Annotated in this window: 16 protein-coding genes; 8 read left to right on the top strand and 8 right to left on the bottom strand. The window is 72.4% G+C overall.

Going from position 1 to position 14,981, the window contains the following annotated elements:
* Positions 1 to 118: 118 nt before the first annotated feature.
* Positions 119 to 1,030 carry a universal stress protein gene (locus tag FHR36_RS22760; protein WP_253800018.1) on the bottom strand — a complete coding sequence of 304 codons (912 nt, stop codon included), beginning with the start codon at positions 1,028 to 1,030 and terminating at the stop codon, positions 119 to 121.
* Positions 1,031 to 1,256: 226 nt separating this feature from the next.
* Here FHR36_RS22760 and FHR36_RS22755 point away from each other — a divergent pair, with 226 nt between their 5' ends.
* A complete protein-coding gene (locus FHR36_RS22755; protein WP_253800017.1) occupies positions 1,257 to 1,619 on the top strand; it encodes a GvpU-like protein in 363 nt (120 codons plus the stop codon).
* A gap of 292 nt (positions 1,620 to 1,911) precedes the next feature.
* Complete coding sequence (locus tag FHR36_RS22750; RefSeq protein WP_253800016.1) at positions 1,912 to 2,121, top strand: cold-shock protein; 210 nt, start codon at positions 1,912 to 1,914, stop codon at positions 2,119 to 2,121.
* 114 nt (positions 2,122 to 2,235) lie between these two features.
* On the opposite strand, the gene FHR36_RS22745 is transcribed toward FHR36_RS22750, so the two are convergent.
* From FHR36_RS22745 to FHR36_RS22730, 4 genes are all read right to left on the bottom strand, one after another.
* Positions 2,236 to 2,409, bottom strand: a complete 174-nt coding sequence (locus FHR36_RS22745) for a DUF8730 family Cys-rich protein (protein ID WP_253800015.1) — start codon at positions 2,407 to 2,409, stop codon at positions 2,236 to 2,238.
* Between the two features lie 81 nt (positions 2,410 to 2,490).
* The gene (locus tag FHR36_RS22740) at positions 2,491 to 3,024 is read right to left on the bottom strand and encodes a flavodoxin family protein (RefSeq protein ID WP_253800014.1); all 534 of its coding nucleotides are present in this window, start codon (positions 3,022 to 3,024) and stop codon (positions 2,491 to 2,493) included.
* A 68-nt stretch (positions 3,025 to 3,092) separates the two neighbouring features.
* Entirely contained in the window at positions 3,093 to 3,965 is an 873-nt protein-coding gene (locus FHR36_RS22735; protein WP_253800013.1) for a universal stress protein, read from the bottom strand.
* A gap of 155 nt (positions 3,966 to 4,120) precedes the next feature.
* Positions 4,121 to 5,155, bottom strand: a complete 1,035-nt coding sequence (locus FHR36_RS22730; protein ID WP_253800012.1) for a medium chain dehydrogenase/reductase family protein — start codon at positions 5,153 to 5,155, stop codon at positions 4,121 to 4,123.
* 134 nt (positions 5,156 to 5,289) lie between these two features.
* On the opposite strand from FHR36_RS22730, the gene FHR36_RS22725 reads away from it, so the two are divergent.
* The 4 genes from FHR36_RS22725 (at position 5,290) to FHR36_RS22705 (ending at position 9,978) form a co-directional block, all read left to right on the top strand.
* A complete protein-coding gene (locus FHR36_RS22725; RefSeq protein ID WP_253800011.1) occupies positions 5,290 to 5,946 on the top strand; it encodes a TetR/AcrR family transcriptional regulator in 657 nt (218 codons plus the stop codon).
* Positions 5,947 to 6,039: 93 nt separating this feature from the next.
* Entirely contained in the window at positions 6,040 to 7,395 is a 1,356-nt protein-coding gene (locus tag FHR36_RS22720) for a GH1 family beta-glucosidase (RefSeq protein ID WP_253800010.1), read from the top strand.
* Positions 7,396 to 7,631: 236 nt separating this feature from the next.
* A complete protein-coding gene (locus FHR36_RS39465) occupies positions 7,632 to 9,155 on the top strand; it encodes an HD domain-containing phosphohydrolase (RefSeq protein ID WP_308199621.1) in 1,524 nt (507 codons plus the stop codon).
* 127 nt (positions 9,156 to 9,282) lie between these two features.
* Positions 9,283 to 9,978 (top strand): class I SAM-dependent methyltransferase, encoded by a 696-nt coding sequence (locus FHR36_RS22705; protein ID WP_253800009.1) that lies wholly within the window; start codon positions 9,283 to 9,285, stop codon positions 9,976 to 9,978.
* A gap of 288 nt (positions 9,979 to 10,266) precedes the next feature.
* On the opposite strand, the gene FHR36_RS22700 is transcribed toward FHR36_RS22705, so the two are convergent.
* Entirely contained in the window at positions 10,267 to 11,214 is a 948-nt protein-coding gene (locus tag FHR36_RS22700) for an alpha/beta hydrolase family protein (RefSeq protein WP_253800008.1), read from the bottom strand.
* A gap of 165 nt (positions 11,215 to 11,379) precedes the next feature.
* Here FHR36_RS22700 and FHR36_RS22695 point away from each other — a divergent pair, with 165 nt between their 5' ends.
* The gene (locus tag FHR36_RS22695; RefSeq protein ID WP_253800007.1) at positions 11,380 to 11,973 is read left to right on the top strand and encodes a TetR/AcrR family transcriptional regulator; all 594 of its coding nucleotides are present in this window, start codon (positions 11,380 to 11,382) and stop codon (positions 11,971 to 11,973) included.
* Positions 11,974 to 12,124: 151 nt separating this feature from the next.
* On the opposite strand, the gene FHR36_RS22690 is transcribed toward FHR36_RS22695, so the two are convergent.
* Positions 12,125 to 12,976 (bottom strand): helix-turn-helix transcriptional regulator, encoded by an 852-nt coding sequence (locus FHR36_RS22690; RefSeq protein WP_253800006.1) that lies wholly within the window; start codon positions 12,974 to 12,976, stop codon positions 12,125 to 12,127.
* A gap of 101 nt (positions 12,977 to 13,077) precedes the next feature.
* On the opposite strand from FHR36_RS22690, the gene FHR36_RS22685 reads away from it, so the two are divergent.
* Positions 13,078 to 13,785, top strand: a complete 708-nt coding sequence (locus tag FHR36_RS22685; RefSeq protein ID WP_253800005.1) for an SDR family oxidoreductase — start codon at positions 13,078 to 13,080, stop codon at positions 13,783 to 13,785.
* 251 nt (positions 13,786 to 14,036) lie between these two features.
* On the opposite strand, the gene FHR36_RS22680 is transcribed toward FHR36_RS22685, so the two are convergent.
* A complete protein-coding gene (locus FHR36_RS22680; protein WP_253800004.1) occupies positions 14,037 to 14,909 on the bottom strand; it encodes a LysR family transcriptional regulator in 873 nt (290 codons plus the stop codon).
* Between the last annotated feature and the right edge of the window lie 72 nt (positions 14,910 to 14,981).

The following is a 14,981-nucleotide window of genomic DNA, read 5'->3' as shown; positions in this document are numbered from 1 at the left end:
GCGTGCCCCCGGACCCGCCCGGCGCGCATGGGCCGCCCGGCCCCATGGCGGCGGCCGGGCGGACGCGCTCGCGGTCTGCGGCGGCGTCTACGGTGGCGTCGGCGGGCCGTCGGCCCGGTCAGCCGTGCGGGACGACCGCCACCGGGCTGTGGACGTGGTGGACGGCCGCGTGGGCGACCGGGCCGAGCCGGGAACCGAGCGCGCCGCGGCGGCTTCGGCGGCCCACCACCAGCAGGTCCGGGCGGCCGGCGGCCTCCACCAGGGTCGCGGCGGCACTGCCGCGCAGCAGCGCCGGCGACACCTCCAGGTCCGGGTACTTCTCCCGCCACGGCGCGATCGCGTCCGCGAGCCGCTGCTGCTCGCCGGCGGTCAGCTCCTCGTCCATGCCCGCGATCGCGGTGAAGGACCGGTACTCGTCACCGGTCGGTGGCCGCCAGCAGTGGATGACGCGCAGCGGCATCCCGCGGAGCGCGGCGGCCTCGAACGCGAAGCCGAGCACCTCGTCCCCGGGACGGTCGAGGTCCAGGCCGAGCACCACCTCGGCGGTACGCTCCGCAGGCTCGTCCGGGGTCCCGTCCGGGGTCTTGTCCGCGGCCTCGTCGGCGGTCCGGTCGGCGGGTTCGTCTCGAGCCCGGACCAGGACGACCGGGCAGGAGGCCCGGGCGAGCACGTGCTGGCTCACCGAGCCGACGAGGAAACCGCGGAGCATGCCGAGACCGCGCGACCCGAGCACCACCATGGAGGCGCGCCCGCTCGCCTCGAGCAGCGTGTCGACCGCCGTCGCGGGAATCTGCGTGCCGGTGACCTCGACCTCCGGCAGCATGGCCCGCAGCTCGGTCTCCGCGTGGTTCAGCCAGCGCCGACCCTCCGCCACGGCGTCGTCCGCCGCCAACAGGTGCGGTGCGGCCCACGGCCACGCCTGGACGAGTTCCAGCCGGGCCCCACGGAGCTCCGCCTCGCGCGCCGCCCACCGCGCGGCCGCCAGGCTCTGGGGTGACCCGTCGAATCCGACGGTGATCGGGCCTGCCACGGTGTCCTCCAGCAGCGTCGAAAGGTCGGTCCGCTGTCAGTCTTCCGCGCCGGGCCGCTCGGCGCAGGGTGCCGACCGGCCCCCGTCCCGGGGCCGGTCGGGCCCGCTCGCCGCCGCCCCGCAGAACGACGTACCGCGCGGGGCGCTCGCCGGCGATCCGGTGCCCCGCCGCGCGCTGCCGGCCGGATGACGGTTGGGCGCCGGGACGGTGCCGTAGTGTCGAGTCATGTCGAACTCTGACGAGCTGCTCGTCGACATCGCCGCGATGGTCGAGTCCGAGCGCAGCAACCAGATGTCCTTGACCGTGGTGGTCCCCGGCGCAGTGATCACCGGCCGGCTCGCGCCGGTGGCGCTGTGGTGGGAGCGGGTGGCGGAGGTCCTCCAGGCCTCGGACCATCTGAAGCCTTTCGCCGACCTCTTCGCTCCGTCCGCCGAGCGCACGCCCGCGCGGCCCACCCACCTCCATCTCCATCGGGCGAAGATCCTCCAGGGCGACTTCGGGCTGCCCCACACCGGTGGCATGTACCGCATCGCCATCGAGGACATCAGCGCCTGGACGGTCGGGGACCTCAGCTACTCCGACACCTGACAGTCGCGCGACACCTGACACTCGCGCAACCCGTGCCGGACGCGCCCCGGCCCGCGCTTCCCCTGCCGTGCCGGTTCCCGTGCGCGGGAAGAAAATTGCTGCCAAAATCCCCGCCGCGCTCCGAACCCTGCTATGGTCGAAGTAGTTGCAGTTTTGGTTTCCCATGAACTCTGTGTGCGCCTGCTGATCACTCGCGGGCGTATTTTTTTCTGAGATCCCGGGTGGGTCATCAGTGCGGCGAAAGACAGGCCTGTGCAGTGCGGGCCTGCAACGCCTTGAAGAGGAATTTGTTATGGCTTTCGGTACCGTGAAGTGGTTCAACGGGGACAAGGGCTTCGGTTTCATCCAGCAGGAAGACGGCGGCCCTGACGTGTTCGCCCACTTCTCGAACATCAACGCCGCGGGCTTCCGCGAGCTGCTCGAGGGGCAGAAGGTCGAGTTCGACGTCGCGCAGGGCCCGAAGGGCCTCCAGGCGGAGAACATTCGCCCCCTCGCCGGCTAAAGAATTCCCGGCTGCGCGATTCTCGATTCGCAGCAAAGCGGGGCTCGTATCGCATTGTGCGGTACGAGCCCCGGCTTGTTTTTGCGGCGCCGACGCGTCCGGGGGCCCGCGTGCTCAGCGGCGGCCCAGCAGCCTCGCCAGGAAGCCCCCGCCCCCGCCCTTGCTCGCGTTTCCGGCGCAGGTGCAGCGGTCGGCCCTGGGAACTCCGGAGAGCACCTGGTCGACGTGCATGCCGCACCCCGCGTAGCCGGCCTTGCCGCAGGTGCGGCACGTGGTGCGTCGACACATGACGGAACTCCTTGTGATCGTGCGGTGGACGTGCGTTCCTCTCCAATATACCCGGTGGGGTATTGGTCGACCGGTCGCACGTCACACCAGCTGCGCGCCCCAGGACTTGGCGCGTTCGAGTTCCCCGGCCCGCAGCGGCCCGTCGGACTCCTCCACGATGAAGCCCTCGGGTTCGGTGGTGAGGTCGTAGTGGTGCTGCGTCAGGCGCCGGGCGATGCCGTCGGCCGCTCCGCCGGAGTGCTTGATGTCGGCGCGGGTGTCGAACGCGGCGGCGTGGGTGCCGGGTTCGGTGTCGGGGAGGGAGCGGAACCAGGTGCGCAGTCCCGGGCCCTCGGCCGTGGTGGCGGCCTCGTGGGCCTGCTCGCGGTGCCCGTCCTTCCCGGCCTCGGCCTTGACGGCCATGCGGCGGCTGAGTCCGCTGGACATGCCGTGCATGTGGGTCGGGCCGCCGACGACCAGCAGGTCGGCGGTGCGGGTGAGGTCGAGGTCGGCCTGGGCGACCGGCAGGCAGCGCACCGAGGCGTCCGGCTGGGCCTCGTGGACGCCCTCGGCGATCGCTTCGGCGATCTCGCGGGTGTTGCCGTACATGCTCTCGTAGACGATCAGGGCCTGCATCGTTCTCACCTCGGTCGGAGGGCGGTCGAAGGGTGGTCGGAGGGCGGTCGGTGTGCGGGGGCGCGGGCTCAGGGGTGGTCGGGGGCGGGGACGATGACGACCGGGCAGGGCGCGCGGTGCAACAGGCCGTGCGGGACGGAGCCGAGCCGCATGCCGGTGAAGCCGCCGTGGCCGCGGCGTCCGACGACGACGGCGAGCGCGTGGGCGGAGACGCGCGCCAGTTCCTCGACGGGGTGGCCGGTGAGGACCTCGTGGGTCAGGTCGAGGTCCGGGTGGTCGGTCCGGCAGCCGGCGGTGGTCTCGTGCATCTGCCGCCGGATCTCGTCGGCGGCGAGGTGTTCGTCGAACGGCACGACCGGCGGCACCTGCCACGCCCACACCGCGCGCAGGGCGGCCCCGCGGCGGGCGGCGAGGTCGGCGGCGAACCGGGCGGCGTACTCGCAGGAGCGGGACCCGTCCACGCCGACGACCACGTACGGCGGTTCCTGGGTGGTGTGCTCCGGCGCGCGGACCACCACGACCGGGCAGTGTGCCTGGGCGCTCACCGGGACGACCACCGAGTACCCGCTGAGGAACTCCTCCAGCCGACCGAGGCCGCGGGAGCCGAGGACGACGAGTTCCGCCTCGGCCGACTCCCGGCACAGCGTGTGGACGCGGCTGCCGTCGACGAGGACCGCGGTCGCTTCGAGGCCGGGCCGGCGCTCGTGGACGATGCCGAGCACCTTTTCCAGCGCGGTGTCGCCGCGGGTGCGCAGCGCCTGGTGGTAGCGGCCGCCGTCGAAGCCGCGCAGGTCGCGGAGTTCGTCGGGGACGGCGTGGACCAGCCGCAGCGGGAGGCCGCGCCGGTCGGCTTCGGCCGCCGCCCAGCCGATCACCATGGGGTGGACGTCCTGGGAGTCGACGCCGAGTACGACGGAGCGGCGTTCAGCGGCGGTTGCCATCACTCCTCCAGCCGGTCGAGTGGCCGTGTCCGCACACGGCCGGACACCACTCACGGTAGGCAGCACCGCGCGGGGCGGGCGAGGGCCGACCGGCCCTGATGCCGGGGCCGGTCAGGGCCCGGCGATCGGGAAGGCCCGGTGGTGGAGCGTGGGGATCATGGCGTCAGGACGATCTTGCCGGTGACGGTGCCGGACTCCGCCAGGCTGAGGGCCTCGGCGGCCCGGGCGAGCGGGAGCCGGGCGGCGATGCGGGCGGTGATGTCGCCCCGGTGCAGGGCGCCGAACACCTCGGTGAGGTCGGTGCGCAGGCGGGCGCGGAAGCGGTCCTTGCCGAGGGCGCGGCCGGCCCAGATGTTGTAGAAGTACGCGCGCCGCCCGTTGGGGAGGGTGTTCCAGAGCCAGGTGCGGGCGAGGATCTTCAGGACCGGCCACTGCTTGGAGCCGGTGTCGTCGCGGGTGGAGGCGCTGCCGTAGGCGACGAGGGTGCCGCCGTCGGCGAGCAGGTGCCAGGAGTCGATCACGCTTTGGCCGCCGACGTGGTCGAAGACCGCGTCCACTCCGCCGGGCGCCAGCTCCCGTACCCGGGCGGCGACGTTCCCGCTGCGGTAGTCGACGGGGATCACGCCGAGTTCCCGCAGGGCGTCGTGGTGCCGGGCGGACGCTGTGCCGATGACCGTCGCGCCGGCCGCGTGGGCGAGTTGGACCAGGACGGATCCCACGCCGCCGCTCGCGCCGTGCACCAGGACGGTCTGCCCGGCCCGCACCCGCGCCCGGCGGTGCAGCATCTGCCAGGCGGTGATGCCGTTGACCACGACGGTCTCCGCCTCGGCGGCGCTGAGCCCGTCCGGGACCTCGACCGCGTCCGCCGCGTCGAGCACCACGTGGCTGGACCATCCGCCGACCTTCAGCAGCGCGGCGACCCGCCGCCCGGCCAGGCCCGGGTCGACCCCGGCGCCCGTGGCGAGCACCCGGCCGACCAGGTCGTAGCCGGGGACGAACGGGAACGGCGGCTGGTCGTAGTACCGGCCGCGGCGCATCTGCTGCTCCGCGAACGAGACGCCGCTCGCCTCCATCGCGACGACGAGCTGCCCGGGACCGGCCTGCGGTATGCGTCCGTGGCGGATCTCCAGCCCCTCCGGCGCCACGATGCCGGGCAGAACGACCTGGGTCATGCGGTCGGTCGTCTCCATGACCGTCCCCTTTCGTAGAGCTTGTTGTGTTCGTTAGAAGTTATAACTCCGCGCTTCAGTGAGAGTCAAGAAGGAAAGTGATAACCTCTAACAAGAGTGTCGGCGTCGGGTCCGGCCGAGGTCGGGAGGCGGCAGTGGCCGAGTCGGACGCGAGGACTCCCCGGGAGCGCTACCGCGCCCAGGTGCGGGACGAGATCAAGCAGCACGCGTGGGAGCAGATCGCCACCGCCGGCGCCTCGGCGCTGTCCCTCAACGCCATCGCCAAGCGGATGGGCGTGAGCGGTCCCGCGCTCTACCGCTACTACGCCAACCGCGACGAACTGATCACCGAGCTCGTCCGGGACGCCTACCGCAGCCTCGCCGACACCTTCCGGGAGCGGGGCGGAGCCGGCGCCGACCTCGCCGGGCTGGCCCACGCCCTGCGCGGCTGGGCGCTCGACGACCCTCAGCGGTACCTGCTGGTCTACGGCACGCCGGTGCCCGGCTACCACGCCCCGGAGGACACCACCCGGATCGCCGGCGAGATCATGGCCGTCCTCCTCGACGCCTGCGCCGCCTGTGCCGCCGCTGCGCCGTCCGTCGCTGCGACAGCTCTCGACGACCACCTCGGCGATCACCGCGACTGGGCGGGCGACCATCCGGCCCCGTCGTCGGTGCTCCGCCACGCTCTGACCGTCTGGACCCGCCTGCACGGCGTGCTGTCCCTGGAGCTGGCCGGCCACTTCGCCGGCATGGGCTTCGACCCGGCCCGCCTCTACGCCGCCGAGGTGGACGCCCTCACCGGGCGCTGACCGCCGCGCTTCCTGCGGCGCTGCGACCACCCCTGGTGTTTCGGCGCCACATCGGTAACATGAGTGCTCCTCATGTTACGTCAGGAGGCTGTCATGCCGGACCGTTACGACCTGCCGGCGGGGTTCCGCTGGGGTGCCGCCACCGCCGCGTACCAGATCGAGGGGGCGGTGGGGGAGGACGGCCGCGGACCATCCGTCTGGGACACCTTCGTCGCCCGGCCCGGCGCCGTCCGCGACGGGCACACGGGGGCGGTGGCCTGCGACCACTACCACCGGTATCCCGAGGACATCGAGCTGATGCGCGGCCTCGGCCTGGACGCCTACCGCTTCTCCGTCGCCTGGCCCCGCATCCAGCCGACCGGCAGCGGCCCCGCCAACCCGGCCGGTCTCGCCTTCTACGACCGCCTGGTCGACGCCCTGCTGGCAGCCGGGATCACCCCGCTGCCCACCCTCTTCCACTGGGACCTCCCGCAGGCACTGGAGGACACCGGCGGCTGGCTGGAGCGCGACACGGCGTACCGCTTCGCCGAGTACGCCGCCGTGATGGCCGACCGGCTCGGCGACCGCGTCCCGGAGTGGATCACCCTCAACGAGCCCTTCGTCCACACCGTCTACGGCTACGCCCTCGGCATCCACGCCCCGGGCCGGACGCTGATGCTCGAATCCCTCCCCACCGCCCACCACCAGCTCCTCGGCCACGGCCTGGCCGCCGCCGCACTGCACGAGCGGGGCCTGCGGGTCCAGCTCACCAACAACCTCACCCCCGTCCGCCCGGCCGGCCCGGCCGAGGCCGACCGCGCGGCGGCCGCCGCGTACGACGCCCTCCACAACCGGCTCTTCACCGACCCGGTCCTGCTCGGCCGCTACCCCGACCTCTCCGCCTTCGGCGTTCCGGACGACCTGTACGGCGCCGTCCGCCCGGGTGACCTCGACCTGATCGCCGGTACCGCCCTCGACGGCCTCGGCGTCAACTACTACAACCCGACCGCCATCGCCGCCCCCACCGACCCCGGTCTCCCCTTCACCCAGGCCGAGATCGAGGACGTCCCCCGCACCGCCTTCGGCTGGCCCGTCGTGCCCGACGGCCTGCGGGAGCTTCTGGTCGGCCTGCGGGAGCGCTACGGCGCGGCCCTGCCGCCCGTCACCATCACCGAGAACGGCTGCTCAGTCGACGACAAGCCGTCCGCCGACGGCACCGTCGACGACCAGCCGCGCATCGACTACCTGGCCGGCCACCTCGACGCCGTCGCCGCCGCAGTCGCCGAAGGCGTCGACGTCCGCGGCTACTTCACCTGGTCGCTCATCGACAACTTCGAGTGGGCCGAGGGCTACCACCAGCGCTTCGGCCTGGTGCACGTGGACTTCGAGACGCAGCGGCGGACGCCGAAGGCCTCGTACGCCTGGTACCGCGACCTGATCAGCGGCCATCGGGCGCAGCACGAGAGGTAGGAGCGGCCTGCTCGGATGCCGTCCTCCGTGCGCAGCAGGCCTCGGAGACCGACCACGCACGGACCGCCACCACCAGCCACGCCCGTCCGACGAACACCTGGCCGGCGGTCCCAGCTTCACCGCGGTGCGGCCACGGGCCGTCCTGCGTCTCCGCCTCTGTCACATGGACCGGGATCGGCGGCGCGCGGAGGCGTAGCGTGGTGACGGTGACGAGCCGCGCGGAGAGCGGAGCGGGGGTGCGTCTGGCAGAGCTGGTGGCCGCGCTCTCCCTGGGCGTGGACCTGGGCTTCGGCCAGCCGATGGAGCACGTGCTGCGCCAGTGCCTGATCGCCTTGCGGCTGGCCGAGCGGCTCGGCCTGGACGACGACACCCGGATGGTCGTCTACTACACCGCGTTGCTGGTCAACGTCGGCTGCCACTCCGACGCGCACGAGCAGGCGAAGTGGTTCGGCGACGACATCACGCTGAAGTCGGGCAAGTACGCCTACGAGCAGCGCAGCCTGGCAGGAGCGGCGGCGACGCTCCGGTTGATCGGATCGGGCAATCCGCCGCTGCACCGGTTCCGGGTCGGCCTGGAGTTCACGCTCGGCGGGTTCCGCGATCTGAACGGGATGATCAACTCGCACTCGGCGCTGGCCCGTGAGCTCGCCCGGCGGCTCGGTCTGCCGGACGCCGTGCAGGAGGCGCTGGCCGGCTCGTACGAGCAGTGGGACGGACGCGGCTGGCCGGGAGAGCTCAAGGGCGACGCCGTGCCGCTGCCCTCCCGGCTCGCGCAGCTGTCCGAGTACGTCGAGGTGGCGCACCGGATCGGCGGAACCGGCGCGGCCACGGCGCTGGTCAGGCGTCGGGCGGGGACGCAGTTCGATCCCGGACTCGCGGTCGAGTTCTGCCGGGAGCCCGAGGAGATCGTGGGCGGACTGGACACGGCCCGTACCTGGGAGGCGGTGATCGGGGCCGAGCCCGCGCTCGGCGTGTGGCTCGGCGAGGAGGAGTTCGACGCGGCGCTGCTCGCGGTCGCCGACTTCGTGGATCTGAAGTCCCCGTACACCCTGGGCCACGGCCGTGCCGTGGGGGCGCTGGCCGAGGCGGCGGCGCTCGGGCTGCGGATGGATCCGGCCGAGGTCACGACGCTGCGCCGGGCCGGCCTGGTTCATGGCCTGGGCCGCCTCGGCGTCTCCAACGCGATCTGGGACAAACCAGGTCCGCTGGGCGCGGGGGAGTGGGAACGGGTGCGGTTGCAGCCCTATCTGACGGAGCGGATGCTCCGGCAGTCCCCGGCGCTCGCCCCCCTGGGCGCGGTCGCCGTGCAGTATCGCGAGCGGCTGGACGGCTCCGGCTACCCGCGCGGGCTCGCGGGCGGCGCGATCTCCCGGCCGAGCCGGATCCTGGGCGTCGCGGACGCGTACCAGTCGATGATCGAGCCGCGCCCGCACCGGGCGGCGCTCCAGGCGGCGGAGGCCGCCGCGCAGTTGCACGCCGAGGTCGCCGCCGGATGCCTGGACGGCGAGGCGGTCGCCGCGGTCCTCGCGGCCGCAGGGCACCGCACGCCGCGACGCAGCGCCGGGCCCGCGGGCCTGACCACCCGCGAGATCGACGTGCTGCGGCTGTTGGCCCGCGGCTGCTCCAGCAAGGAGATCGCCGCACAACTGGTGATCTCGCCCAAGACCGCGCGCAACCACATCGAGCACATCTACGCCAAGATCGGGACCTCGACCCGGGCCTCGGCCTGCCTCTTCGCGGTGCAGAACGGTCTGCTCTGAGAGCGGGGCCGGCTCCGGGGCCGACGGCCCGGAGAAAGGCGCCGAAGATGAGGCATCCGCCCCATGTGCCGGGCACGGCACGGGCCTAGCGTCGAGGCAGAACGTCGGACCGTGAATCGAGGCAGTCATGGGCATCAGAAGCACACTGTTCGCGGTGACGTACGACCGGATGATGGCCAAGGCCGAGCGGCAGGGCCTGAGCGACCTGCGTCGCCGGTTGATCGCCGAGGCCGGCGGCCGGGTGCTCGAGATCGGCGGCGGCACCGGGGCCAACCTCGCCCTCTACGGCGAGGGCGTCGAGTCGCTGACGGTCACCGAGCCCGAGCCGGCGATGGTCCGCCGGCTGGAGCGCCACGTCGCGGAGCGGGCTCCGCGCACCACGGTCCTGCGGGCGCCGGCCGAGGACCTTCCGTTCGAGGACGACAGCTTCGACGTCGTCGTGTCGACGCTGGTGCTCTGCGGGGTGAGCGACCAGCAGCGGGCACTGCGCCAGCTCGGCCGGGTGCTGCGCCCCGGCGGGCGGCTGCTCTTCCTGGAGCACATGCGCTCGGAGGACCCGAAGCTGGCCCGCCACCAGGACCGGATGAACTGGCTGAACCGGCTCGTGGTCTGCTGCGAGTGCAACCGTCCGACGCTCGACTCGATCCGGGCGGCCGGATTCGTCGTCGACCACGTCGAGCGCCAGGTTTTCCCCGCGAGTCCGTCCTTCGTCGGCCCGGCCGTGCTGGGCAGCGCCACGCTCGCGGCCGCGACCCGGCCCGGGCCCGACGCGGCCACGGCCGTGCCGGAGACGGCTGTGCCGGAGACGGCCGCGGGCGGCTGACGGGGGGCGCTCCGGCTGATCTCCGCAACGGGTCCCGTGCCTCCCGGCTCGCCCGCGGTCGAATCGGATGTGACGGATCCCCACCCGGGCCCGGCGCAGGCTCGCCCACCGGGGGCGGTGTCGGTGTCGGGCCCGGGTGCAGTCCGGCGAGGACGGCGATTCCGGTCGATGACCTGGCCGACCGTCAGGCGCACGTGATACCGGCAAGGAAGCCGGAGTTGCCTGTGTCGGGGGTTGCGCGGGGCCGTCCGCGCCCGGTGTGACCCCCGCGCCGTGCGTCCGGGCGGTCTACTTTGCTTCGACTCGTCCGATCGGGTCGGGATCGGTTCCCAGCGCCTCACATGCGGCCTGCCAGGCCGGGTCGCCGGGGTGGAGGCGGCTGTGGAGGTAGGCCGCGGTGAGTCGCCCGACGGCGGCAACCCGTTCGGGGTTCTCGTCGGTGGTCTCGGCGGCGTCGTATCCGGCGATCCCGCCGAGTCCGTGCTCCGCCCCGAACAGGGTGAGCAGGGACTTGGGGCCGGGGGCAAGGATGTAGGGGTCGGCATGCCAATCCGGGCCCGCGTCGGTGAAGTGCCGGGGGTCGTCCTTGTCGCCTGCGACGACCAGGGTGGGAGCGGCCATGGTGGAGAAGTCGACGGCCCCGATGATCGGCCAGTGCTGGGCCATGGGCCCGTTGAAGACGTCGCCACCCCTGCCGGGCGCGGCGAGGAGTACGCCCGCCTTGATCCGCGGCTCGACCAGGTGCACCACGTTCCCCGTGTCGGGGTCGTTGAGCCCGGCGCCCAGGAGCAGGGCTGCGGTGAAGCCGCCGAGGGAGTGTCCGGCGAGGGCGACCTTGGTGTGGTCGATCCGTCCCGCGAGCTGCGGCACGGTGCGCTCGATCACGTCGAGCCGGTCGAGGAGGTGGCTCATGTCCTCGGCACGGGAGCGCCAGAAGTCCGGTGCACCGGCGGCGTCGGCGACCAGGTGGCTCAGTGTCCGGGAGGTGAGGTGGGTGGGCTGGACGACGACGAATCCCTGTGCCGCCCAGGCGTTGGCGAGCGGCGCGTAGCCGTTCAGCGAGGAGAGGTTGTTCGACGGGCCGTGACCGTGGGAGAACAGAATGACGGGAAGGCCGGTTCCGGACTCGGGAGCGGAGACGCGTACCTGGAGGTCCACGGGACGCCCGGGTACGGGCAGGACCACGGGGCTGTACGACAGGACGGGGACAGGTGCGGTGCGGGCGGATGCGCTCATGACGAGCGGTTCTCCTTACTGCGATGGGTGCCGCGGCCGGCCCCGATCGGGTGGCGGCGGGCAAGGGCAGCTGCGCCCCGCTTCGGCTAAGCTGAAGCGGAACGCTGTCCCGTTTACTATCCGGAACATCGTTCCGCTTTGTCAACGGGTGTCGGAGGGAGAGCCGTGTCCAGCGAGAACTCCACGGGGAGGGTGTCGGCCCGGAGCAAGCGGGCCGACGCGCTGCGCAATCAACAGGCGCTGCTCGCGGCCGCCGCCGAGGTGTTCGTGGCCTCCGGCGTCGACGCGCCGATCCGCCAGATCGCGGCCAAGGCGGGTGTAGGGACGGGAACGATCTACCGACACTTCCCGACCCGGGCCGATCTCGTCACGGCCGTGTTCCGCCACCAGATCGAGGAGTGCGCGGAGGCGGGGTCGGTGCTGCTGGCCGCCGCCGACTCCCCGTTCATCGCGCTGCGCCAGTGGATCGACCTGTTCGTCGACTTCCTGGTCACCAAACACGGGCTGGCCGACGCGATGCAGTCGGACAGCAGCGGCTTTGCCGCACTGCACCGCTACTTCCTCGACCGTCTGCTGCCGGTCTGCGCGCGGCTGCTCGACGCCGCGGTCGAGGCGGGGGAGATCAGGGCGGGCACCCATCCCTATGAACTGATGCGCGGCATCGGCAACCTGTGCATCGGAGGCGGAGACCCGCAGTACGATCCCCGGCGCCTGGTCGAACTGCTCCTGTGCGGATTGCAGCGCCACCCGTCGGAGTGACGTTGACGGTAACTGCTCGCCGGGCGCGGTCAAGTGTCCGCGGGGTGCGGGCCGGACCGCCGGACGCCGCGAGGCCGTCTTCGCCCGCCGCACCCGCCGCACCCGCCGCGCCCGCCGCGCTCGACAGCTGAGCCGACCCGCTGCGGCGGTTTCACCCGACGCCCTCGCCGGCGGCTTCCACCAGTGCCTGCGTGCCGATCACCGACAGCAGCGCCAGCCGTTCGGCGTCCTCGGTGCCGGGTTCGGCCGTGTAGACCATGATCCGCAGATCGCTGCCCGCGACGCTGAGCACGTCGCAGTCCAGCGTCAGCGATCCCACCTGCGGGTGGTCGATGGTCTTGCGCGAAGCCTCCTGGTGTCCCACCGCGCCGGAGTCCCACAGCTTGGCGAACCGCTCGCTGTTGCCGCGCAGATCAGCGATCAGACGCCGCAGCCGCAGATCCGCCGGGTAGCGGCTCGCCGTCGCCCGCAGGTCGGAGACGACCGCGGTCTCCAACGCCCGCCGGGACTCCGGCGTGTGGCGGACCCGGCTGCCCGAGCCGAGGAAGTTCCGCCACGCCCCGTTGCGCTCCTTGCCGTGCCGTTCACCCATCAGCGCGGTGTAGAGCGGATTGGCCAGCAGCAGCGTCCACGCCGCGTCGGAGACCGCGACAGGTGTGCCGGTCAGCCGGTCCAGCATCCGTTGCACGCTGGGCGTGATGTAGGCGGGCACCGTGCCGATTCCCGGCGCTACCAGCCCGGCGACCCGGAACAGATGCTCACGCTCCTCCGCGTTCAGTCGCAGCGCCCGCCCCAGCGCCTCGACGACCTGCTCCGACGGGTTGGTCGCCCGGCCCTGTTCCAGGCGGGTGACATAGTCGACCGAGATCCCGGCCAGCAGCGCCAGCTCCTCCCGGCGCAGTCCGGCCGCGCGCCGATGGCCGCCCACCGGCAGGCCGGCCGCCTCCGGCGGGACCCGGTCCCGCCAGCGCCGCACCGTCTGCCCGAACTCCGTGGTCGCCATGCCACCACTGTGCACCGCCCCACCGGCGGGTGCCTGGTACTGGCAGTCCCAGGAAGACCGGACGCCTGGCTGACGGCATTGCCGCGCAGCATCGTGGAGGCATGACCACAACACTGATCACCGGAGCGAACAAGGGGCTCGGCTTCGAGACCGCCCGTCAACTCATCGCCGCAGGCCACACCGTGTACATCGGCAGCCGGGACCCCGAGCGCGGGCGTCGCGCCGCCGAGCAGTTGGGCGCGCGGCTGGTCGTCATCGACGTCACCGACGACGCCTCGGTCGCCGCAGCAGCGAAGACCGTCGAGGCCGACGGCGGCCTTGACGTGCTGGTCAACAACGCCGGCGTGGAGGAGCGGGCCGAGGACAACGGCATCATCGGTGCCGCGGACGTCACCGCCGACCTGATGCGGAGCACGTTCGAAACCAACGTCTTCGGCACGGTACGCGTCACCCACGCGTTCCTCCCGCTGCTGCAGCGCTCCGCCGCCCCCGTCGTCGTCAACCTCAGCAGCGGCCTGGCCTCGCTCACCCGCGTCACCACCGCCGACACTCCCACCTACGCGTACCCCGGCGTCGCCTACCCGGCCTCCAAGGCCGCCGTCAACATGGTCACCGTGCAGTACGCCAAGGCGTTCCCGAACATGCGCATCAACGCCGTCGAGCCCGGCTTCACCAGGACGGACCTCAACGGCAACACCGGCATCCAGACCGTCGAACAGGGTGCCGAGATCATCGTCCGCATGGCCGGCCTCACCCCGGACGGTCCCACCGGCACCTACACCGATGCCAAGGGCCCGCTGCCCTGGTAACCGACCCGCCCACGACGGCCGCCCCGGCCGACGATCAAGTCCTCGCCCTGCAGGAGCATGTGCTCAGCCCATCCTGGTCACGGCCCTGCGCGACACCATCCGGCTTCCCACCGAAGGCCCACGCGGCTTGGCTGCAGAGGCAGGCGGCGGGTCCAGCCGTGAAGGTAGGCACTGCGGCTGGGGGTCAAGGGGTCGCAGGTTCAAATCCTGTTGTCCCGACCAGCGTTCTAACAGGTCAGAGGCGAGCCCGGTCAGGCTGCCGGGGCGGTCAGGACGGCCCTGGCCACCAGTCGGAGATTCCTGATCATCGGATTCGGGTCGCCCTTGCGGCTGACCAGGACGACCTGGCTGGAAGGAGCGCCCTCGATCGGGACGGTGACGAGGTTGGGGCGTAGTGAGCTACGCCGATCGCCGACCGGTAGCACGGCGATCGCCCTGCCACTCGCGACGAGTTCGAGCTTGTCCTCGTAGCTCTCGATCGGCGGCACGTCGGCCCCGAGGATCCGGTAGGAAGTCCAGTCCGCGGTCTCGAACGGGCATGGCGCCGCCTCCTCGCCGGCCAGTTCTTCCGAGGTCACCGACGGGCGGTCGGCCAAGGGATGGCCGCGTGGGACCACGAGCATCCGGGGCTCCTCGTACAAAGGGGTGGTGAGGACGTCGGCGGTGAGCGGCAGCGGGGCCCGCGCGATCAGGGCGTCGACGCGCTTGTCGGACAGCGCCCCGACGTCGCGGCAGCTCAGGTACCGGGTGGTGATCTCGGCGTCCGGGTAGCGGCGGCGCAGTTCCCCCACGGCGGCAGTGATCACCAGGTCTTCAACGTAGCCGATGGTGATTCGTTCGATCTCGGCTTGTTCGCGCACGGCCAGTTCGGCCTGGCGCGCGGCCTGCAGCAGGGCTTGGGCCCGGGGGAGGAACCTCTGGCCTGCCGGAGTGAGCCGGGTGCCCTGGGGTGCGCGGTCCAGCAATCGTGTGCCGAGATACTTCTCGAGCCGTTGGATCTGGCGGCTCAGCGCAGGCTGGGCCACGTGCAAGTCGGCGGCGGCCCGGCCGAAGTGCTGGTGCGCCGCGACCACGGTGAAGTAGCGCACCAACCGCAGTTCCAGGTCCTGTCCGAGATCGTTCATCCTTGCACCGTACGCGTCATGCCGTTTCGGCATGAGCAGGGTGCCGGATTGGTCTTGGACGGCGATGCCGCG

The organism is Kitasatospora cinereorecta (assembly GCF_024172095.1).
Lineage (GTDB): Bacteria > Actinomycetota > Actinomycetes > Streptomycetales > Streptomycetaceae > Kitasatospora > Kitasatospora cinereorecta.
This window is presented reverse-complemented; position numbering and strand designations above follow the sequence as displayed.